This is a genomic window from Rhodopseudomonas pseudopalustris (genome assembly GCF_900110435.1).
In the GTDB taxonomy this organism is placed as follows: Bacteria; Pseudomonadota; Alphaproteobacteria; order Rhizobiales; family Xanthobacteraceae; genus Rhodopseudomonas; species Rhodopseudomonas pseudopalustris.
Genome location: NZ_FODT01000010.1, coordinates 105,660 through 125,660, shown reverse-complemented (window position 1 = coordinate 125,660; position 20,001 = coordinate 105,660). Strand labels below are relative to the sequence as shown.

The following is a 20,001-nucleotide window of genomic DNA, read 5'->3' as shown; positions in this document are numbered from 1 at the left end:
ACAACCGCTTCAAGGGGGTTGGCTGCAGCAGTGCTCTGGCGCGAAGCGAGAACCGTCCGAACGCTCTATTCGAGGCCCGGCGCGTCCGGCAAGCCCAGCATCAGTCGCATGTTCTGCACCGCGGCGCCCGACGCGCCCTTGCCGAGATTGTCGAGCCGCGCCACCAGCACCGCCTGGCGATGCGCATCGCTGCCGAACACGCAGAGTTCGAGCTTGTTGGTCTCGTTCAACGCCTCCGGCTCGATCCGGCCGTCGGTGATCGGCGCGCTGCCCTGCGGCAGCACCGACACATAGGCGCTGCCGGCGTAGCGCTGCTCCAGCGCCGCCTGCAGATCGGCGACCGCCGGTCTGCCCGGCAGCGTGTCGAGATGTAGCGGCACCGACACCAGCATTCCCTGCCGGAAATTGCCGACCGAGGGCACGAAGATCGGCCGCCGCGTCAGCCGTGCGTAGAGCTGGGTCTCCGGCAGATGCTTGTGCGCAAAGCCGAGGCCGTAGAGTTCGAACGCAGGCGCGGTGCCGGCCTCATAGGCCGCGATCATCGCCTTGCCGCCGCCGGAATAGCCGCTGACGGCGTTGATCGTCACCGGATAGTCGGCCGGCAGCAGCGCCGCGTCGACCAGCGGCCGCAGCAGCGCGACTCCGCCGGTCGGATAGCAACCGGGATTGGAGACTTTTCGCGCGACGCTGATCTTGTCCGCCTGATCGGGCGCCAGCTCCGGAAAGCCGTAGGTCCAGTCGGGCGCCACCCGGAACGCGGTCGAGGCGTCGAGCACTTTGGGCGCATCGCCGCCCATGACGTCGATCAGCGCCACGGTTTCTTTCGCGGCGTCGTCCGGCAGGCACAGGATCACGAGATCGACCTCGGCCATCAGCGCGCGCTTGGCCGCCACGTCCTTGCGCTTGTCGTCGGCGATGTCCTTCACCACGACCTCGCCGTTGCGGCCGAGCCGCTCGCGAATGCCGAGGCCGGTGGTGCCGGCGGCGCCGTCGATGAACACGACCGGCTTGGCGCGTTGGCTCGCAGCCGCTTGGTTCGTCGTGGTGTCAGTCAGGGTCATCTCGGATTCCTTCACGATGCGGGCTCGAGGACGGCCGCGGCTTCTATGTAGTCCAACTGCGGCCGCAGCGCGATCATCTGCGCGGCGATCGCCTGCGCGGCCGGATCGGCCTGCCGCGCCAGCGCATTGGCCACCGCGACGTGATCGGCGTCGGATTTGTGCTGGTTCAGCTTGAAGCTGCCTTCGACCACGTCCACCCGCATCATCACGCCGACGATCGCCTTCTTCATCGCACTGCGCCGTCCGGCGGTCATCTTCGCCGGCGTCCATGGCAGCTCGCGCGCCAGCGAGCTTTCGAAGACTGCGCTGACCTCGTCAAGATGGCCGTCGAGTTCGCCCTCCGACATCACCGCCGCGGGCCCGGTCAGATGCACGCTCTGATACAGCCAGGTCGGCACCTGATCCGGCGACGCATACCAATCGGCGGAGACATAGGCGCCCGGACCGGTCACTGCCATCAGCCATGGCGTGCGGCTGTCGGCGAGCCCTGCCAGCGGATTGCCGCGCGCGACGTGGAACGACAGCAGCGGTGTGCCGTCGCTCGCGTAGTCGATCGAAAACGGCAGCGGCGACGCCGCCGGCTTGCGGCCGTCATGGGCGCAGACCAGGCCGAAACCGCGCGCCGCCGCGAAAGCGAGGCAGGTGGAGCGATCGGGCTTGAAAGGCGGCGGCACATACATCGGCTGACTCCTGGTTGAAGACGGAGCCGCCGGGATCAGTTCGCTTGGGTGGGGGATCATCAACCTGCCGCGGACCGAAACCGGCGGCAGGGGCAACGCTGTCAGACGCGAACAGCCGCTCCTACCGCGAAAATGCGGCGGCGGGCTTTGGCGTTGGCGGCGGCGTTGATCATGCGGGACTTGATAGTTGCAGAATGAGATACCGTCAAGACGTGATCGTGACGTGGAGCTTCGGTTCTGATTCAATCAGAACCGAAGCGCCAGGACTGCGCTCAGGCTCCAAGGCGGCGCTGCGCACGCCGCCCTGCTCGTTCGCTCGACCCGAGACGTCTCAGATCACCGGACTCCACGGCGCCGGCACCAGCCGATAGCCGTTGCCGTCCTTCTGCACATAGCCGTTGGCCGGGAACGGATAGTGGAAGCCCTGCACCCGCATCCTTTCGGCGACCAGCATGTCATAGACCTTGCGGCGGGTGGCTTCGGCCTGCGCCGGGTCCTGGTCGAACATCAGGTGCCAGCCGGGATTGGCGACGAACAGCGCCGGATGGTTGGTGATGTCGGACTGGATGAACACCTTGTCGGAGCCGGACGACAGCACGAACGAGGTGTGGCCCGGCGTGTGGCCGGCTGCCTCCACCGCCAGCAGGCCCGGCGCGACGTCCTTGCCCCACTCATAGGGCGTCACCTTCTTCTTCAGCCCGGCCTCGAACACCCGGCGGGCATTCTTGAACACGCTTTGCAGCCGCTCGCCGGACGCGCGGCTCATCTCGCCCTCGTCCATGAAGTATTTCCACTCCGCGGCCGGCACCAGCACCTCGGCATTCGGGAACATCGGCTGGTTGTCGGCGGTGAGCAGGCCGTTGATGTGGTCGCCGTGGAAGTGCGAGATCACCACGATGTCGACCGCCTTGGGGTCGAAGCCGGCCGCGGCCATGTTGGCGGCGAACTGACCGACATTGCCCTTGCTGGAGGCGAAGGCGGCCTCGCCGTTGCCGGTGTCGACCACCACCAGCCTGCCCCCGGTGTTGATCACCAGCGGGGTGAAGTTGATGGTCATCTTGTCCTTCGGCATGAAGGCCTGCTCGAGCGCGGCGTTGATCTCGTCCTTCTTGACGTTGACGACGAAGCCGTCGGTCAGCGGAAAGGTGTTGGCGCCGTCGGCGATCGCGTTCACCTGGGCGTCGCCGACCTTGTAGCGATAGAAGCTGGGAGCCTGCTTGTCGGCGACCGGCGCGGCAGCCTCCGCGGGGGCGCTTCGCAGCAGCGGTGCGGCGGCGAGCGCGCCAGCGGCAGCGGTCAGGGCGTGACGTCGGGTCAGGTCCATGGCGTATCCTCGATGGGTTGGTTTTTGAGGCGGGGGGCGAGTTCTAACAACGGTTTGATCGCGCGATCGGGCGCATCGCACGCCCAATTGACGCCAACACCGGGGGCCGCGCCATATTCCGCAGCCGCTGGTGTCAAATCGATCGGAGTATCCAGTTCGCCGCGATCGACAGCCCGTCGCCGAACAGCAGCAGCACCGCCGACCACACCAGCGCCGACAGCACATTGGCGATCTGGAAGCTCCAGAACGGCATCTCGAAAATGCCGGCGGCCAGCGGCACCGAGGCGCGCAGCGGCCCGAAGAAGCGGCCGATGAAGATGCTCGGCACGCCCCATTTCTGCACGAAGGCCTCGCCGCGCAGCAGCAGCCCGGGAAACTTCGACAGCGGCCAGATCTGGGCGACGTTGTCCTTGTAGCGATAGCCGAACCAGTACGACAGCCAGTCGCCCAGCGCCGCGCCGGCCGCACCGGCGAGCCACACCGGCCAGAAACTGATGCCGGAGACGCCAATCAGCGCGCCGATCGCGACCAGCGCGCCCCAGGCTGGAACCACCAGCGAAATGAAAGCGAGCGATTCCCCGAACGCCAGCGCCATCACCACCGGCGCGGCCCAGGCCTGGTGCTCGCGCACGAAATCGATAATGCCGCGAAAAGATTCTTCCATTGTCCCTTCAGACCTGCCGGCGCGCCCGCCGGCGGTTCACACCGCTGTCGCATAGCACGGCCCCCCGCCTGGTCGACAAGCGCTATGCACCGTGACGGATTGCCCGGGCCGGCCGGAAGAGCAGATCGAAATGGCCTGAATGCGGCGGCCTGCGTGAGAACCGGACGGATTCTGCGCCGCTCGCCGGCAAGTTGCACGTCACACAACCGCGACCGCGCGCCACGGCCCGATGTCGGACTGGCAGCTCGGCGTCGCCCTTTCCATCCCACCGGCTCCGCCTTATATGCCCGTTCCGGCGGTGACCTCGCGCAGCGCCCGGGGGGCGGCGCGCCGGGCCGCCGCCGCCAGGAGCCGCAGCCGGCGTCACATCCGCAGCCTTCCATGGCATAGTCAGGCACACCGATTCGCACAGCGCGCCACCCTGGCGCCACCCAGTTAGACCTCAGGACCTAATCCAGGACTCATGGCCAAGGCATTGAAGCCGAGCAGCAAATCGAAATCCGCGGGTGACCTGTTCGGGGCCGCGCCGAAATCCGCCGCGCCGCGCCCGGCCGCCAAGCCGACCGGCGGTGCCGAGGCCGGCTACACCGCCGCCGACATCGAGGTGCTGGAAGGGCTGGAGCCGGTTCGCCGCCGCCCCGGCATGTATATCGGCGGCACCGACGAAAAGGCGCTGCACCACCTGTTCGCCGAAGTGATCGACAACTCGATGGACGAGGCGCTGGCCGGCCACGCCACCTTCATCGAGGTCGAGCTGACAACCGACGGCTTCCTCACTGTCTCTGACAACGGCCGCGGCATTCCCGTTGATCCGCATCCGAAATTTCCGAAAAAATCCGCGCTCGAAGTGATCATGTGCACGCTGCATGCCGGCGGCAAATTCGACAGCAAGGTGTACGAGACCTCGGGCGGTCTGCACGGCGTCGGCGTCAGCGTCGTCAATGCGTTGTCGTCGCTGCTTGAAGTGGAGGTCGCGCGCGGCCAGCAGCTCTACCGCATGGTGTTCGCGCGCGGCATCCCGCAGGGCAAGCTCGAGAGCCTCGGCAAGATCAACAACCGCCGCGGTACCCGCGTCCGCTTCAAGCCCGACGCCGACATTTTCGGCGCCAAGGCGGCGTTCAAGCCGCAGCGTCTGTTCAAGATGGCGCGCTCGAAGGCCTATCTGTTCGGCGGCGTCGAGATCCGCTGGAAGTGCGATCCCGAATTGCTGAAGGGCCTCGAGGACGTCCCCGCCGAGGACACGTTCCACTTCCCCGGCGGCCTCAAGGACTATCTCGGCGCGGCGATCCACGCCGACACGCTGGTGCATCCCGACATCTTCTCCGGCAAGTCCGGCCGCAACGGCGCCCATGGCGCGTGCGAATGGGCCGTCGCCTGGACCGCGGACGCCGACGGCTTCCTGTCGTCCTATTGCAACACCGTGCCGACGCCCGATGGCGGCACCCACGAATCCGGGATGCGCAGCGCCCTGCTCCGCGGCCTGAAGGACCACGCCGAGCGTGTCGGCCAGGGCAAGCGCGCCTCGTCGATCACCTCCGAAGACGTCATGGTCGGCGCCGCGGTGATGCTCTCGGTGTTCGTGCGCGAGCCGGAATTCCAGGGCCAGACCAAGGACCGCCTCGCCACCGCCGAAGCCCAGCGCATCGTCGAACAGGCGATCAAGGACCCGTTCGACCATTGGCTGTCCGGCAATCCGGTGCAGGCCAACAAGCTGCTCGACTTCGTCGTCGAACGCGCCGAGGAGCGGCTGCGCCGCCGCCAGGAAAAGGAAATCTCGCGAAAGACCGCGGTCAAGAAGCTGCGTCTGCCGGGCAAGCTCGCCGACTGCACCAATACCGCCGCCGAAGGCTCCGAACTGTTCATCGTCGAGGGCGACTCGGCCGGCGGCAGCGCCAAGCAGGCGCGCGACCGCAAGACGCAAGCGGTGCTGCCCCTGCGCGGAAAAATCCTCAACGTCGCCTCGGCGACCAAGGACAAGGTGGTGGCGAACGCCCAGCTCTCCGACCTGATGCAGGCGATCGGCTGCGGCACCGGCGTGAACTACCGCGAGGAAGATTTGCGCTACGCGCGCATCATCATCATGACCGACGCCGACGTCGACGGCGCGCATATCGCCTCATTGCTGATCACGTTCTTCTACCGGCAGATGCCGAAGCTGATCGACGAGGGCCACCTCTATCTCGCGGTGCCGCCGCTGTATCGGCTGACCCACGGCGCCAAGACCGTCTACGCCCGCGACGACGCCCACAAGGCGGAGCTGCTGAAGAAGGAATTCAACGCCAACGCCAAGGTCGATGTCGGCCGCTTCAAGGGCCTCGGCGAAATGATGCCGGCGCAGCTCAAGGAAACCACCATGGACCCGGCGAAGCGCACGCTGCTCCGCGTGGTCCTGCTGCCCGACGACCGCGAAGGCACCGCGGATTCCGTCGAGCGCCTGATGGGCACCAAAGCCGAAGCAAGGTTCGCCTTCATCAGCGACAAGGCCGAGTTCGCGAGCGAGGATCTGCTGGACGTGTGAGGAAGCTGTTGAGCAGCCTGCGTTGCCCCCACACACACGAACAGCGGCATTTCGTCTGTCATTGCACCTGGCAGATTGGTCCCTTCAACCACTCGTTGGTGCAAGATCGGAATTCAGCGCGGATTTAGTGCAACCACGGTTGGCGACGCGGCGGCCGGCTGTGGTACGTCGCCATTGACGCGCCGCTTGAATACTTGGAGCAAGGGCGCGTCGAGAGCAGAACCGGCAAGTTTTTCCGTTGTGACCTCGCCGGGAATATCCGCGAAAACGAAGCGATACTTCGGACCACGGCCCCGCCCCTCGAAAAAGTCGAACAGCCGACCGCGGCGTTCCCGGCCAAAATAGACCACGAACTTCCCCTTATAGTTAAGGTCGAGATTTCCCACGCCAGACGACAGCCGCCACCGGGCGGCGGCGTGCAGCTGCCGTCGGTGAGGCCCCCGCCGCCAGCGGGGGCCCTTGGTTGATCGGCCGATCTCAGAATGTCGCCTTCATGGCCACGTAGTAGGTTCGCCCGGCTTCGGGATAGCCCCAGGCGAGCGAGTATTCCTGATCGAAGATGTTTCTCACCCCGCCGGACCAGGTGAGGTTCTCCCGCATCCGGTAATCCGCCGTGAAATTGGCCAGCATATAGGAGCCGGTCTTGACGTAGCTGGAAACCGATTTCTGGGCGATCACTTGGTTCTTCTGCGACCAGCGATCGTCGGCGAACAACAGGTTCGGCGTCAGGGTCACCGATTCGATCGGGCTGTAGCTCGCATAGAGCATTCCCTTGACGGTCGGAATCCCGGTCTGCTGGATCGTCGGATCGGTGGGGTGGGTCAGGACGTTGTGGATGTAGGAGGCGTTTCCGCCCAGAACGAGCGTGGCGCCGACCGCATAGTCGACCGCGAAATCGACGCCATAGCGATAGCCATTGCCGACATTCTGGTTCTGCGTGATCGTGGAAGCCCTCCCGGAAACCGGGTCGACGAAGGTGCGGCCGGTCGCGACCGACTGGATCATGTCCCTGACGTCGGCATAATAGACGAGCACCGACACCTGACTTTTCGGGGCAAAGGCATTGGTCCACCCAAGCTGATAGTTGACCGCGCGTTCGGGAAGCAATTGCGGGTTCGACGCGCCCGTTCCGAAGCGCGAGCTGTAGCGTTCGAACAATGTCGGAAACCGGGTGCGGTCCGAGATGTTCATGAACAGCTTCGCCGTGTCCGAGTAACGCCAGATCGCCGCCGACTGCCAGTTGAAGGCCGAATCGTCGAACAGCTTGTAGTTGATCCAGGACGGCTCGTAATAGGCGCCCTTGCTGTACTGTCCGAGCACGTAGTCGTTGGCCTTGCTGAGATGCCGCCAGTCATAGCTGGCGCCCTGCACCCAGTCGAAGCTCGGCGTAATGTGCACCGTATTTTCCGTCGCCACCGAATAGGTGTCTTCGACGGAGGTCTGGGTCGGCTCGTTGAAGCAGACCCCGCTCGAGGTGACGCTGGTGTTGCAGGAGGAGCTTTTCGGCGTCGTGGTCGCATTCAGGCCGAAGCGGTCGGTGAACAGCTCGTTCCATTCGGAATGGCTGTCACGCCGCACATGCGTGGCCACCTTGAGGGTGTCGAAGCTGCCGAATTCCTTGCCGACCTCGACCGTATTGCCGACCGCCCAATCCTGATAGATCGACCGCGCCGCGCTGGTGGAGTATCGCTGCGTCTGCGCCGCGTTGTCCCACATGTCGATCGCGTTGTCGAAGGTCTCCCAGAACGTCCGCGTCTTGACGTAGGCGTCGTCGCCGATCTCGGTCTTGGTCGCCGCCGACAAGATCTGCACATTCCAAGACGGCCACGACCAGTATCTTGGCGACGCCGTCGGTTCGACATTGTACGGCGCGTTCTTCTTGCCGTTCTGCTTGATAAAATTGATCGAGTACTCATCGGTCGGATTGGGCGTCCAGCCGGCCTTCAGATTGACGCTCCAATCGTTGGAGTCCGAAAAGTTGCGCCGACCGCCGTCCTCGACCGCGGTCGGCGTGAAGCTCGACGGCAGCTCCCAACCCTCGACCTTGCGCCACGTGCCGCTGGCCTGGAAGTAGTATTGGTCCTGCTTGCTGCCGACGCGGCCGTAATTCTTGAATCCGTCGAACACGCCGGTGTTGCCGAATTCGGCCTGGCTGCGCCATTCGCCCTCCAGCGCCTTGACCGGCTTCTTGGAGACCAGATTGATCGCCCCGCCCAGAGCGCCCGGCCCGTCGAGCACGGATGCGTAGCCCTTGGCGATCTGGATCTGCGCGATGTCGTCGGTCAGAAAGCGCGAGAAGTCGAGGCGATTATCGGCCGGAAGGTAGATGCGCACGCCGTCGATCGACAGCGGCACCTGCAGACGGTCGAAGCCGTGGACGTAGATGTTGGTTTCGTTGCGCTGGCTGCCGGTATTGCCGGCATTGACGCCGGGCACGAGGTCGATCGCCTTGTCGAGCGTCGGCTTGTTGTAGGTCTCGGTCTGCGTGTTGGAGATCGTGCTGCCGCCGTAGTCGCCGAACTCGGAACCTTCATCCACCGGCGCAGTCACTTGGATCATTCCGAGCTCATAGGCCCCCTTGCCTTCGTTGCCGGCGTACCCCGCACCGGACGTGACCGTCGCAGCGCTCGCCAGCAGAATGGTAACACCCTTCATCCGTTTCATTTTGCCCCCAGTCCAGGATTGCGCGCGTCGAAAGAAAGCACCGCAGCTCGCGCCGTCGACTGTCAGTGCGAAATCGGAAGGTGGTCAGCGATGTCGGCGCGATCCGCGGGATCCCGCGCGGCTGCGTCCCTCGGACTGCGCCGCGCGATCGGCCGGCCGCCGACATGAAGATGGCCCGACTGGGCCGACGAACCCGGAAAACGAGAGGACGCGCCTCATCACAATTTAGGTAACCGAAATACATATAATGATCTTTGGGGATTGGGGACGACTTGCCAACCGTCCAACAGCGATCAATCCCTCAAAATACACTTTAAACGTGTATTTACGGTGTTTGGATGCGATTTCGCCCCGATTTACCGCTTGAACGAGCCAGTTTTCGGCCAAAATGCGACCAAAAAGACACATAATCGACTCATTCCCGCGATCGGGCAGCGCCCGGCATTCCATTGACCGGGAGTTCCGTTAATGTAGAAAATGTACATATATTGTTTCATGCCGGTCCGGCTGAACGCCCAATGCTCTCGAGCTTGGCTGTGGCCGGCGCCGCGAACGGATTGGACGACGACATGAAAGCGGACAACGAAATCAGAATGGGAGAAGTGGCGACGGACTGGCGGGGCGGCACAGACGCCAGCCTGGTGTTCATCGGCCGAATCCACACGCCCTGGACGGACCTCGGCGCCTGCCCGCGCCGTGGCCGACCGGACGGACCGCTCTGCCGGATCGAACTGTTCGAGACCTGGGTGCCGGCGCTGGCCGGCATCAGCGACGACGCACTGATCGAAGTGTTCTACTGGCTGCATCGCTCGCGGCGCGATCTGCTGCTGCAGTGCCCCCGAGATGACGGCGACGCACGCGGCACGTTTTCGCTCCGCTCACCTATTCGTCCAAACCCGATCGGAACGTCGGTCGTGCGCCTCGAAGGTCGCGACGGCGCCAATCTTCTCGTCCGTGGCCTCGATTGCCTGGACGGCACGCCCCTGGTGGATCTGAAGCCCGATCGATCGACCTTCATCCCACAGGCGCCGGAGAAGCCCGGCGATTTCCACGTGGGAGAGCAGTGACCATGATCGGCGTCGCATGGCGCAAGATCCTGCTGATCGTTCCGGTCCTGTCAGCCCTGAGCCTCGGCGCTGCATCTCACTCCGAAGCCCGCAGCATCGTCGACTCCGCCGGCCGCCGCGTCGAAGTCCCCGACACCATCACACGCGTCTTCGCGTCGGGGCCGCCGGCGGGCGTGCTGCTCTATGTCGTCGCGCCGGACAAGATGATCGGCTGGGGGCGCGCGCCCCGCGACATCGACAAGCCGTTCCTGTTGCCGGCCACGCATGAGCTCCCCGAACTCGGACGGCTCACCGGACGCGGCGACACCATCAGCACCGAGCGCCTGATGGCGAGCCGGCCCGACGTCATCATCGATTTCGGCGCGACAAATGAAACCTACCGATCGATCGCCGAGCGCATCCAGGCGCAGACCGGGATTCCCTATCTGCTGATCGACGGGCGCTTCGAGAACACGCCGGCGGCGCTGCGGCTGCTCGCCGACATTCTGGGCGTGAGCGAACGCGGCGAAGCCCTCGCCCGCGCCAGCGAAACGATCTTCGCCGAGGTCGACCGCGTCGTCGCGACCGTGCCGCCGGCGGCGCGGCCGCGCATCTATCTCGCCCGCGGCCTCGACGGATTCGAAACCGGATCACGTGGATCGATCAACACCGAGATCATCGAGCGGGTCGGCGCCGTCAATGTGGTCGACGGCGTCCGCGAGGCCGGCGGCCTTGCGCGCGTCTCGCCCGAGCAGGTCATCGCATGGGCTCCGGACACGATCGTGACCATCGATCCCGCCGTCCACCGCATGATCCTGGAACGCCCCGAATGGCAGGTCGTCCCGGCGGTGAAGATGAAGCGGGTGTTTCTGCTTCCGAACCAGCCGTTCGGCAGCATCGATCTGCCGCCCTCCGTCAATCGCCTGATCGGCTTGCCGCTCCTCCTCCACACGCTCTATCCCGACCGCACCAAGACGGCGCGGGAGGCCGAACTACGCAGCTTCTATCGGCTGTTCTATCAAGTCGACGTTTCGGATGCGGAGATTGAAAACCTTCTCAAAGGCTCTGGTCACTGACGTGGCAAGCCAGAGGATCACGCCGGTCGTGATCGGTCTCGCCGCTGTTCTGGCTTTCGTCGTGGTGATCGCCGCGGGAACCGGGCCTTACCCGATTGCACCGGGCGAGGTCATCGCCGCGATGCTGGATCGGCTCGCCGGCGGTCGCGACGATGGGCAGGCCGCGATCGTGCTGTTCCAGGTTCGTCTGCCGCGCATCGCCGCCGCGATCTGCGTCGGCGCTGCGCTGGCCGCGGCCGGCGCGGCGTATCAGTGTCTGTTCCGCAATCCGCTGGTGTCGCCCGACATTCTCGGCGTCTCGCACGGCGCCGGGTTCGGCGCGGTGATCGGCATCCTGTTCGGCTTTCCGATCGCGGTGATCGAACTGATGGGCTTCGTCACCGGTTCGTTGACCGTCGTCCTGGTCTCCGCCCTCGCCTGGTCGCTGCGCGAACGCGGCGACATTCTGATGCTGGTCCTCGCCGGCATCGTCGTCGGCGCCATCGCGGCGGCGGCGATCTCCCTGGTCAAGATCGTCGCCGACCCCTACTCGCAACTGCCGATGATCACCTATTGGTTGCTCGGCAGCCTCGCCAGCATCCGTCCCGAAGACCTTGCGGTGGTGATCCCGACCGTGGCGATCGGGCTGGTCCCGTTATTCCTGCTGCGCTGGCGGATCGCCGTGCTGTCGCTCGGCGATGACGACGCCCGCGCGCTCGGCGTCGACGCACGCCGCACCCGGCAGGTGGTGATCGCCGCCGCAACCCTGATCACCGCCAGCGTCGTCGCGGTGTCGGGCGTGATCGGCTGGGTCGGCCTGATGGTGCCGCATCTGGCGCGCCTGCTGGTCGGGCCGCGCTTCGACCGCCTGCTGCCGGTGTCGATCCTGCTCGGCGCGGCGTTCATGGTCGTGGTCGACACCCTGGCGCGAACCGTTGCGCGGATCGAAATTCCGATCGGCGTGTTGACGGCGCTGGTCGGCGGCGGCCTGTTCGTCTGGCTGATCACCCGACATGGTACGCGCGCGCTGTGGAGGCGCGAATGACGGCTTGCCTCTCCCTGCGGAACGTGGCGATCGGTTACGACGGCGTGACGCTGTTCGACGGCATCGACCTCGATCTGACAGGCGGCAGCACCACCTGTCTGATGGGACCCAACGGCGTCGGCAAGACGACGCTGTTCAAGACCATCCTCGGCCTGCTGCCGCCGCTGCGCGGCCAGATCCTGATCGGCGGCCGCGACATCACGACGATGCGCCGCGAGCAGATCGCCCGCCACATCGCGCTGGTGCCGCAGGCCTACCAGGGCGATCCGAGCCACACCGTGATCGACATCGTGGTGATGGGCCGCACCGCTCGGCTCGGCCTGTTCGAGACGCCGGGCCGCAACGATATGGCCGCCGCCCGACGCGCGCTGGACGCGCTCGGCATCGCCGGCCTCGCCGACCGGACCGCCGATCGGATTTCGGGCGGTCAGAGGCAGCTGATGTTGATCGCGCGCGCGCTCGCCCAGGACACCGACATCATCGTGATGGACGAGCCGACCGCCAGCCTTGATATCGGCAATCGCCTCGCTCTGCTCGATCAGGTCCGCGCGCTGGCGGCGCGGGGACTATCCTTGCTGGTGTCGACCCACGAGCCGGAGCAGGCCTTCGCGATCGCCGACCGCGTCGCCGTCCTCGGCCGGATGCAGCGCTTCGAAGTCGGCGCTGTCGACGACATCCTGACCGCCCCTCGTCTGCGCAGCCTCTATGGCGTCGAGCTTTGCCTCGAATCGACCCCCTCAGGGCGTCGTGTAGTGACGCGCTCACCCGCTCCCCCACAGGCCGTTTCCGAGGTGTAAGAGATGTCGTGCAACAAACCAGACCAAAGCCACGATCGCGCCGATGACGCTGACCGCGCCGCGACCAACGCCGACGCATCCGAACGACCCGGCGGGGTGTTTCCTCTCGCCGTCGTGGTCTATCGCGCCGGCGATCCCCTCGAAACAATGCTCGCCGCCGTCCGGGACCGCCTGCTCGCCCGGCCCGGCGCCCGGATCGCCGGCGTCGTCCCCCGCAATGGCGCGCCGCATTCAAACGGCCGCGCCTCGCTGTGGCTCGACGACGTCACGCGCGGCGATTCCATCGCTCTGTCGCAGGATCTCGGCCCGGGATCGACCTCGTGCATCCTCAGCGCCGATGGCCTCGCACAGGCGCGGGTGCGGCTCGCCGCGGCGATCGCCACGCAGCCCGACCTTGTTCTGTTCGGACGCTTCGCCAAGGAAGAACTCGCCGGACGCGGCATTCGCGAGGAAGTCGGTCTCGCCGTCGCCGACCAGACGCCCGCGCTCGTTGCAGTCGAGCAATCGATGCTGCCGGGCTGGATCGCATTCGCGGGCGCGGACTGGACGGAGTTGAGCTGCGATCAGGACGCCATCGTCGCCTGGTTCGACGCCCTCGCCGCGCAACGCCGGGCGAGCAACGGCTGAACCTGTCAGCGGACGGCCAAGTCAGACCGCGCCTCAGCCGATGCGGCATTGCGGAGCCTTCGCTGTTGCTGCATCTCGCTTCCCCCCCGCGCCGGGATCGCCTAGGGTTGCGGCCCTCCGGCATGATCCCGAAACTGCGACCGCTTCCTGCAAAGGATCATGCTCCATCAACAATCTGAATCACGCGACCCGACGCGATGGCGGAAGACAAGATCGACGCATATCTGGTGCTGCGGAGCGGCGGACGTGTTCTGGTCGGCCGTGATCGCATCCGCCTGCTGGAGGCGGTCGCCGAACACGGCAGCATCAGCAAGGCCGCGAAGGCGACGGGGATCAGCTACAAGACCGCGTGGGAGGCCGTCGACGCGATCAACAATCTGTTGCCGACGCCTGCATTCGTGACCCGGACCAGCGGCCGCGTCGGCGGCGCCGCCGAGATCACCGACGAAGGCCGGCGGCTGATTTCCGTGTTCCATCGCCTGGAAGATCAGCTCACGAAGATATCGTCGCTGATCGCCGAAGAAGGCCTCGAAGACATCGGCGACGCGCTGATGTGGGGCACCGGATTCAAAATATCGGCGCGAAACATCTTCCATGCCGAGGTGGTCAACATCCGGCGCTGGCCGGTCGACGTCGAAGTCATCCTCAAAGTCTCGGACGACCACGCGATTCACGCGATCATCACCAATGCCGCGACCGAGCAGCTCGGCCTCGTGCCCGGCCGCAAGGCGCTGGCGATTGTGAAAGCTCCCTTCGTGCGCCTGGTATCTCCGGACGACGCAGCGAAACTGCGGCGCAACCTGTTCCGCGGCTCGGTGATTCAGCGCATCGATGCGGAAGTTCACTCCGAGGTGCATCTCGACCTCGGCAACGGCAAGACGCTCGTCGCAGTGGTCCAGCGTCACCAGATCGAGGATCTCGGTATCGTCGAAGGCTCGGAAGCCGCGGCGACGTTCGATCCGGATCACGTCATCATCGCCGTCGACTGAATTTTGACGCCGCCCGCGCGCGGCGCGCTGATGCTGATCTTGATCTCGCGGAAGGCAAAAACAGCAGGTCGCCGCGAAGCTGCCGGGCGCGGCGCAAGCGCGCCGTCGCCACACCTTCCACTTTCGGCAATCACACAGTTACGCCATTGCGCTGGGCTGTGACGCTGTCGTCGCGGTTACTTCGCCTTGACCAGCGGACACTGGCTTTCGGACAGCGGCCGGAAGGATTCGTCTCCGGACATTTCGGCCAGCACCTTGTAGTAATCGCCGCGATACTTCGATTCGGCGGGCTTCTTGACCTCCATCAGAAAGGTCTTGTGCATGACCCGACCATCGACGCGGATTGCGACATCCTTGTTGTAGAAATCGTTCACCGGCATGTCCCGCATCTTGGCCGCGACCGCCGTGCCCTCGTCCGTCCCCGCAGCCTGCACCGCCTTGAGATAGTGCATCACCGAAGCGTAGGTGCCTGCGGTAATGAAATTGGGAATGAACCCGCCCGACCGCTCCATGTACCGCTTGGCCCATGACCGGGTCTCGTCGTTCATATCCCAATAGAACGAGGTGGTCAGCGTCAGGCCCTGCGCCGTTTTCAGCCCCAGTCCCTCGACATCGTTGATGTAGATCGCGAGGCCGGCGAGGCTCTGGCCGGACTGGACGATCCCGAATTCGCCCGCCTGCTTGATCGCCGAAATGAGGTCGGCGCCGGACATCGCCAGTCCGATCACCTTCGCCTTCGAGGCCTGACCTTGCAGCAGGAACGACGAGAAGTCCGACGACCCGAATGGAAAACGCACCGCGCCGACCACCTTGCCGCCATTCGCCTCGACGAAACGGCTGGCTTCATTCTGCAGCGAATGGCCGAATGCGTAGTCGCTGGTCAGAAAGAACCACGACGCTCCATTGCCCTGCTTGGTCACCTGGGCCGCCGTGCCCTTCGCCAGCGCGTAAGTATCATAGCTCCACTGCGTGGTCGTCGCCGAGCAGGCCTTGCCGGTCAGTTCGGTGGTCGCGGCGCCCGACACCAGGACGATCTTGTTGCGGGACCGGGCGATTTCCTGAGTGGCCAACGCCACTGCGGAGCCGGCCACGTCGGTGATGGCGTCGACGCCTTCCGTCTCGAACCATTTCCGGCTGAGCGCGGAGGCGATGTCCGCCTTGTTCTGATGATCCGCCGTGATCACCGAGATCGGTTTGCCGAGCACCGTGCCGCCGAAATCATCGACCGCCATCTGCGCGGCGTCCACCGAGCGCTTGCCCACGAGGTGGGCGAACCCGCCGGAGTGATCCGTCAGCACGCCGATCCTGACTGCATCATCAGAGACCTGAGCGCGCGCCGCCGTCGTTACAGACATCGTCATTGCAGCAGCGGCAAGCAGCGTTCTGGTCTTCACAATTTCTCTCCCTTTGATTGAATTGGTTCGGCCACAACGATCAGACCCCGATGGCGAGGCCGTCATGTCCCGGATCGGCGCCACCGTCCAGCCTGTCACCGTCGATACGAATGCCATGCACGGCGGCGATGCCGAATGTGTAGGGGCTGCGAATGACCTCGTAGCCGTCGGCTTTGAGCTGACGCGCGACGCCGTGGGTGATCCGGTTCGTGACGTCGATGCTGTTGCTGGTCGCCGAGAAGCGCGGCGCACTCACGGCTTCCGTCATGGTCATGTCGAAATCGATCACGTTGAGGATCGCCTGCAGCACGCCCATCGCGATCTGTGTCGCGCCCGGCGCGCCGATCACCAGATAGGGCTTCGCATCGCGGAAGACGATCGACGGACAAACCGACGTGAACCGCGCCTTGCCGGGCGCGATGCTGCCGGCTCGTCCGGGCCTCGGATCGAACACGGCCATGCAGCCATTGTAGAAGAAGCCGAGCCCCTCGGTGATGACGCCCGACGGCATCCCGAGCGAATGCGTCATCGTCACACAGTTGCCGTCGCGATCGACCACCGACACGTGCGTGGTATCTTTCGACGGAAACCCCGAATTGAACCGGGGAACCTCGATCTTGCCGCCCGCCACGATGTTCCGGGCGACCTCCGCCGCATAGTCCTTCGAAGCCAGTTGCGCGACCGGAACGTCGACAAATGACGGATCGCCGATGGCGTTGTCCTTGTCGACCGTCGCGCGCTTCATCGCTTCGCAGACGATGCGAATGTACTCGGCGCTGTTGTGTCCGATGCCGGCGAGATCGAACTGCTCGAGGATGTTGAGCATCTCGATCAGCATCAGCCCGCCGCCGGGTGGATTGTTTGTGGTGACGTCGTGGCCGCGATAGCTGCCACGCAACGGATCGAACCATTTGGGTTCATACGCCGCAAGATCTTCGGCGGTGATGAGTCCGCCGTTCTGACGCATGTCGCTGACGATGCGACGGCCGAGCTCCCCCTTGTAGAAGACGTCCGAGCCGCCGTCGGCAATCATGCGCAGCGTATTGGCGTAGTCGGGATTGTGAACGAGATCGCCGACGCGCTTCGGCGTGCCGTCGTCGCGGCAGTACAGCCTGCGGCCAGAGGCCGAGAACGTCAGCCGGTCGACGACCGCGGCGCGTCCCATCGTGCCGGGATCGGACCAGAACAGTTCGACGTGTGGACGCACCATCCAGCCACGCTCGGCCCAGTCGATCGCGGGCGCCACGACGTCACGCCACGGCAGCGCGCCGAACCTGACATGCGCCGCGTGGAGCGCTTTCAGCGAGGCCGGGACGCAGACCGACTGATAGCCGATGTCGTTGACCTTGCCCTTGAGGATGAAGCCGTAACCGTCGCGCGCTTCGCCTTCGATCAGATGCTCCCACATCTCCGGGCGCGCGGCCGCGGGCGCAGGCGCATGGAAATCCAGGTATTTGTGAAATTGTTGTCCGGGAAGATAGAAGCTGGCGCTGCCGAAGCCGGCGATGCCGGCCATCAATGGATCGACGACGCCCTGGACCAGGGCGCAGGCGACTGCGGCGTCGACGGCGTTGCCGCCGGCCTGCAGGATCGAGGCCCCCGCTTCGGCGGCTTCCGCCTGCGCCGCGACAATCATCGCCGTTGGTTTTGCCATGCGTTCCTCGTGGTCTGATTGCGGCCGCCACGGCCGATATGCGAGCCGCGCCTCTCGGCGGGCGACCCTGCAGGCCCGCATTTGACAGGCCGCATTAATGTCCGTCCAATACCAATGAGACGCTCTTTGATACCCTATCGGCATCAATCTGACGGGCCTGCGATGATCCACCCCTCCGTTCAATCAAGAATCCCGTACTTCCTGGCGGTCGCCGAGACGCTCAGTTTTCGCAAGGCGGCGCAGGCGCTGCACATTGCGCAACCTGCCCTGAGCCGCAGCATTCGCCAGCTCGAGCAGCAGCTCGGCTTCCAGCTGTTTCAACGGTCGACCCGGCATGTGGCGCTGACCCCGGCCGGCGAGGTGCTTTATCGCGACGGCGCCGATGCGGTGCGGCGTCTGGCTCGGGCCTGCGCCCGCGCCGGCCAGGTGGCGCAGGGTCTCAGCGGGACCGTCGTGGTCGGCTATTCGACATTCGCCGCGATGAGTCCGATGTCGAACATCATCATCGATTTTCGCAGAAAATATCCGGACGCCACCGTCGCGCTCCGCCTTCTGGCATCCTCCGAGCAAGTCACCGGATTGGACCAGGGCGCGATCGACGTCGGCTTCATGATGTCGAACCTGGCGGCCGCGCCGCTGCGCAACGTGGCTGTTTCGAAGGAGCGTCTGATCGCGCTGGTGCCCAGCAATCACGCCTGGGCGGCAGATCATGCGATATCGCTGCAGCGGCTGACGACGGTTCCGATCGTGATCGGAACGGCCAATCGATGGCGCGGTTTCCGCAAGCTCGTCGACGACATGTTCGGGGCGCAAGGTCTGACGCCGAATGTGGTCGAGGAAGCCGACGACGTCCCGGTGCTGCTGCAGCTCGTCAGATCGGGCTTCGGCTGCACCATCCTCGATGCCTCGTTCATCCCGACGCTGCCGCCCGGAATCAGATCACTGGAAATCGAGGACGCCTCGGTGACGCTCGACATCGTGCTGGCGTGGCATGACGACAATCTGTCGCCGCTCGCTGCTCATTTCGTCGATGTCGCAACAGCGTCGATCGCAAGCCAGGAAACGCGGTCCCAACCCTCTCCGCGCGTGTCGAAGAGCCGCGTGGCGCATCAAGCAGCGTCAGCACGACCAAAGACGCGACGACGCTGACACTCGCGCAAGCACGCCCCCGCCTGCCCTGCGGACGAACGACCGATTGACTTCGCCACGCCGAGCGCCATGCTGAAATCCATCCGCGGACCGGAGACACGATCATGCGCACGCTGTTTCTCACCATCGGAATCATCGCCGTCTTGATGGGGCTGGTCTGGACCGGCCAGGGCCTCGGCTACATCAACTGGCCGGAGTCGAGCTTCATGTTGAAGCAGACGCAGTGGGCGTATTACGGCGCCACCACCGCGATCGGCGGGCTGGTGCTGATCTTGATCTCGCGGAAGGCGTGAACCGCCGATCGGGTGCAATGTTTCTCGATGCCGTCGGCCTGCGGGCTGACTGGGGCGTCACCTGGTCGTCTGCGCCGATCAAGGACGCGTCAGTCGGCGGTCGAGAAATTCGAACAGCCGCCGCTCGGAATCGTCGACCACAGTTTGCTGGTACGTGAAAGCGACCTCGTTGCCGCGGACATCGATCTTGCGGAAGCCGTCGAGGTGCTGGCAATCCCAGCAATGCGTCGCATACGGGTAGCTGTGCCACTCGACCGGCGCACCCGCCGCCTTGATCGGATCGAGATTCCTGACGCAGTCGGCGGCCGGTGTTTCGGTATCTGCCTCTCCCATCAACACCAGCAGCGGCTGGGCGATATCGGAATTCACCAATTCGAACGGTTGTCCGTTGGGCGGCGTGATTCGAAAACACCCTGGATAGAAGCTGACGACAGCTGCAAATCCGGGCCCGGATTCCAATGCGCCGACATAATGCCGGCTCGACGCCAGCAGTCCGATCATGCCGCCCCAGGAGAAGCCGACGAGGGCAACGCGCTCGCCATCCACGAATGACTGCTTCCGCAAGAACTGCGCCGCCTGCAGCACGTCCCTGGTGCCCCGGATCAGATTGACGCCGGCTTTCGGGCCATGACAGAGGCTCGTGACGCCGCGTGCGGTAAGGCTGTCGAGCAGCAGCACCGCGTAGTCCCGGCTGATCGCGCGCCGTACCCACGCCAACACCGCTGGGTTGAGCCCGCTACACTGATGGACCAGCACAATGGCGGGGAACGGTCCATCCCCGGCAGGCTTCAGCAACGCCATACGCGGCGGATCGACGTCGGCGGACGTTTCCGGATGATTGGGAAATGTCAGATCGGTCGCATAGGTTGCAGCCCGGCGGACGATCTCGGAGGGCAGTCTATCACGATGCACCGGCTGCTGCTCGGCATTCAGAGCGCCTGTCAGGCCGTACATCGTCAACGCCATCATGATTAGTCGCCATTTCATCACAGCTACCTCCCGGGCTCACTGATAGAATATGCGGGACGGAACCGAAAACGA

The 20,001-nt window shown here is 65.0% G+C and carries 18 protein-coding genes; 9 read left to right on the top strand and 9 right to left on the bottom strand.

The window, feature by feature from the left end; all coding sequences use genetic code 11:
* Window positions 1–65: 65 nt before the first annotated feature.
* The 4 genes from argC to BMY71_RS18720 form a co-directional block, all read right to left on the bottom strand.
* Window positions 66–1,061: an N-acetyl-gamma-glutamyl-phosphate reductase gene (argC, locus tag BMY71_RS18735; protein ID WP_092685729.1), complete on the bottom strand. Its 996-nt coding sequence runs from the start codon at window positions 1,059–1,061 to the stop codon at window positions 66–68.
* Between the two features lie 11 nt (window positions 1,062–1,072).
* Window positions 1,073–1,741 (bottom strand): FMN-binding negative transcriptional regulator, encoded by a 669-nt coding sequence (locus tag BMY71_RS18730; protein ID WP_092685728.1) that lies wholly within the window; start codon window positions 1,739–1,741, stop codon window positions 1,073–1,075.
* Between the two features lie 331 nt (window positions 1,742–2,072).
* Complete coding sequence (locus BMY71_RS18725; protein WP_092685727.1) at window positions 2,073–3,065, bottom strand: MBL fold metallo-hydrolase; 993 nt, start codon at window positions 3,063–3,065, stop codon at window positions 2,073–2,075.
* Window positions 3,066–3,198: 133 nt separating this feature from the next.
* Window positions 3,199–3,729, bottom strand: coding sequence for a DedA family protein (locus BMY71_RS18720; RefSeq protein ID WP_092685726.1), 531 nt, complete (start codon window positions 3,727–3,729; stop codon window positions 3,199–3,201).
* A gap of 463 nt (window positions 3,730–4,192) precedes the next feature.
* Here BMY71_RS18720 and parE point away from each other — a divergent pair, with 463 nt between their 5' ends.
* Entirely contained in the window at window positions 4,193–6,247 is a 2,055-nt protein-coding gene (parE, locus tag BMY71_RS18715; protein WP_011502894.1) for a DNA topoisomerase IV subunit B, read from the top strand.
* 113 nt (window positions 6,248–6,360) lie between these two features.
* Here parE and BMY71_RS24505 read toward each other — a convergent pair whose 3' ends face one another.
* Entirely contained in the window at window positions 6,361–6,633 is a 273-nt protein-coding gene (locus BMY71_RS24505) for a hypothetical protein (RefSeq protein WP_011502893.1), read from the bottom strand.
* Window positions 6,634–6,724: 91 nt separating this feature from the next.
* Window positions 6,725–8,911: a TonB-dependent receptor plug domain-containing protein gene (locus BMY71_RS18710; RefSeq protein ID WP_092685725.1), complete on the bottom strand. Its 2,187-nt coding sequence runs from the start codon at window positions 8,909–8,911 to the stop codon at window positions 6,725–6,727.
* Window positions 8,912–9,480: 569 nt separating this feature from the next.
* Here BMY71_RS18710 and BMY71_RS18705 point away from each other — a divergent pair.
* From BMY71_RS18705 to BMY71_RS18680, 6 genes are all read left to right on the top strand, one after another.
* Window positions 9,481–9,978 (top strand): SAM-dependent methyltransferase, encoded by a 498-nt coding sequence (locus tag BMY71_RS18705; RefSeq protein WP_092685773.1) that lies wholly within the window; start codon window positions 9,481–9,483, stop codon window positions 9,976–9,978.
* A gap of 2 nt (window positions 9,979–9,980) precedes the next feature.
* Entirely contained in the window at window positions 9,981–11,033 is a 1,053-nt protein-coding gene (locus tag BMY71_RS18700) for an iron ABC transporter substrate-binding protein (protein ID WP_092685724.1), read from the top strand.
* A gap of 1 nt (window position 11,034) precedes the next feature.
* Window positions 11,035–12,057 (top strand): FecCD family ABC transporter permease, encoded by a 1,023-nt coding sequence (locus BMY71_RS18695; RefSeq protein WP_092685723.1) that lies wholly within the window; start codon window positions 11,035–11,037, stop codon window positions 12,055–12,057.
* On the top strand, window positions 12,054–12,854 hold the full coding sequence (locus BMY71_RS18690) for an ABC transporter ATP-binding protein (RefSeq protein ID WP_092685722.1): 801 nt from the start codon (window positions 12,054–12,056) through the stop codon (window positions 12,852–12,854). The genes BMY71_RS18695 and BMY71_RS18690 overlap by 4 nt, the downstream gene beginning before the upstream one ends.
* A gap of 3 nt (window positions 12,855–12,857) precedes the next feature.
* On the top strand, window positions 12,858–13,481 hold the full coding sequence (locus tag BMY71_RS18685; RefSeq protein WP_092685721.1) for a DUF2478 domain-containing protein: 624 nt from the start codon (window positions 12,858–12,860) through the stop codon (window positions 13,479–13,481).
* 197 nt (window positions 13,482–13,678) lie between these two features.
* Window positions 13,679–14,470: a TOBE domain-containing protein gene (locus BMY71_RS18680; protein ID WP_092685720.1), complete on the top strand. Its 792-nt coding sequence runs from the start codon at window positions 13,679–13,681 to the stop codon at window positions 14,468–14,470.
* Window positions 14,471–14,646: 176 nt separating this feature from the next.
* On the opposite strand, the gene BMY71_RS18675 is transcribed toward BMY71_RS18680, so the two are convergent.
* Both BMY71_RS18675 and ggt read right to left on the bottom strand, forming a co-directional pair.
* Window positions 14,647–15,825 carry an ABC transporter substrate-binding protein gene (locus BMY71_RS18675; protein ID WP_210185067.1) on the bottom strand — a complete coding sequence of 393 codons (1,179 nt, stop codon included), beginning with the start codon at window positions 15,823–15,825 and terminating at the stop codon, window positions 14,647–14,649.
* Between the two features lie 79 nt (window positions 15,826–15,904).
* Window positions 15,905–17,518 (bottom strand): gamma-glutamyltransferase, encoded by a 1,614-nt coding sequence (gene ggt, locus BMY71_RS18670; RefSeq protein WP_092685718.1) that lies wholly within the window; start codon window positions 17,516–17,518, stop codon window positions 15,905–15,907.
* A gap of 162 nt (window positions 17,519–17,680) precedes the next feature.
* On the opposite strand from ggt, the gene BMY71_RS18665 reads away from it, so the two are divergent.
* Both BMY71_RS18665 and BMY71_RS18660 read left to right on the top strand, forming a co-directional pair.
* Window positions 17,681–18,667 carry a LysR family transcriptional regulator gene (locus BMY71_RS18665; RefSeq protein ID WP_244526110.1) on the top strand — a complete coding sequence of 329 codons (987 nt, stop codon included), beginning with the start codon at window positions 17,681–17,683 and terminating at the stop codon, window positions 18,665–18,667.
* A 104-nt stretch (window positions 18,668–18,771) separates the two neighbouring features.
* Window positions 18,772–18,960, top strand: coding sequence for a hypothetical protein (locus BMY71_RS18660; RefSeq protein ID WP_011502882.1), 189 nt, complete (start codon window positions 18,772–18,774; stop codon window positions 18,958–18,960).
* A 78-nt stretch (window positions 18,961–19,038) separates the two neighbouring features.
* Here BMY71_RS18660 and BMY71_RS18655 read toward each other — a convergent pair whose 3' ends face one another.
* The gene (locus tag BMY71_RS18655) at window positions 19,039–19,761 is read right to left on the bottom strand and encodes a dienelactone hydrolase family protein (RefSeq protein WP_244526109.1); all 723 of its coding nucleotides are present in this window, start codon (window positions 19,759–19,761) and stop codon (window positions 19,039–19,041) included.
* Window positions 19,762–20,001: the final 240 nt, after the last annotated feature.

Excerpts from the sequence above, each read along its gene's own strand:
- argC (WP_092685729.1), bottom strand. The coding sequence starts at position 1,061 with ATGACCCTGACTGACACCACGACGAACCAAGCGGCTGCGAGCCAACGC.
- BMY71_RS18730 (WP_092685728.1), bottom strand. The coding sequence starts at position 1,741 with ATGTATGTGCCGCCGCCTTTCAAGCCCGATCGCTCCACCTGCCTCGCT.
- BMY71_RS18725 (WP_092685727.1), bottom strand. The coding sequence starts at position 3,065 with ATGGACCTGACCCGACGTCACGCCCTGACCGCTGCCGCTGGCGCGCTC.
- BMY71_RS18720 (WP_092685726.1), bottom strand. The coding sequence starts at position 3,729 with ATGGAAGAATCTTTTCGCGGCATTATCGATTTCGTGCGCGAGCACCAG.
- parE (WP_011502894.1), top strand. The coding sequence starts at position 4,193 with ATGGCCAAGGCATTGAAGCCGAGCAGCAAATCGAAATCCGCGGGTGAC.
- BMY71_RS18710 (WP_092685725.1), bottom strand. The coding sequence starts at position 8,911 with ATGAAACGGATGAAGGGTGTTACCATTCTGCTGGCGAGCGCTGCGACG.
- BMY71_RS18705 (WP_092685773.1), top strand. The coding sequence starts at position 9,481 with ATGAAAGCGGACAACGAAATCAGAATGGGAGAAGTGGCGACGGACTGG.
- BMY71_RS18700 (WP_092685724.1), top strand. The coding sequence starts at position 9,981 with ATGATCGGCGTCGCATGGCGCAAGATCCTGCTGATCGTTCCGGTCCTG.
- BMY71_RS18690 (WP_092685722.1), top strand. The coding sequence starts at position 12,054 with ATGACGGCTTGCCTCTCCCTGCGGAACGTGGCGATCGGTTACGACGGC.
- BMY71_RS18685 (WP_092685721.1), top strand. The coding sequence starts at position 12,858 with ATGTCGTGCAACAAACCAGACCAAAGCCACGATCGCGCCGATGACGCT.
- BMY71_RS18680 (WP_092685720.1), top strand. The coding sequence starts at position 13,679 with ATGGCGGAAGACAAGATCGACGCATATCTGGTGCTGCGGAGCGGCGGA.
- BMY71_RS18675 (WP_210185067.1), bottom strand. The coding sequence starts at position 15,825 with ATGTCTGTAACGACGGCGGCGCGCGCTCAGGTCTCTGATGATGCAGTC.
- ggt (WP_092685718.1), bottom strand. The coding sequence starts at position 17,518 with ATGGCAAAACCAACGGCGATGATTGTCGCGGCGCAGGCGGAAGCCGCC.
- BMY71_RS18665 (WP_244526110.1), top strand. The coding sequence starts at position 17,681 with ATGATCCACCCCTCCGTTCAATCAAGAATCCCGTACTTCCTGGCGGTC.
- BMY71_RS18660 (WP_011502882.1), top strand. The coding sequence starts at position 18,772 with ATGCGCACGCTGTTTCTCACCATCGGAATCATCGCCGTCTTGATGGGG.
- BMY71_RS18655 (WP_244526109.1), bottom strand. The coding sequence starts at position 19,761 with ATGGCGTTGCTGAAGCCTGCCGGGGATGGACCGTTCCCCGCCATTGTG.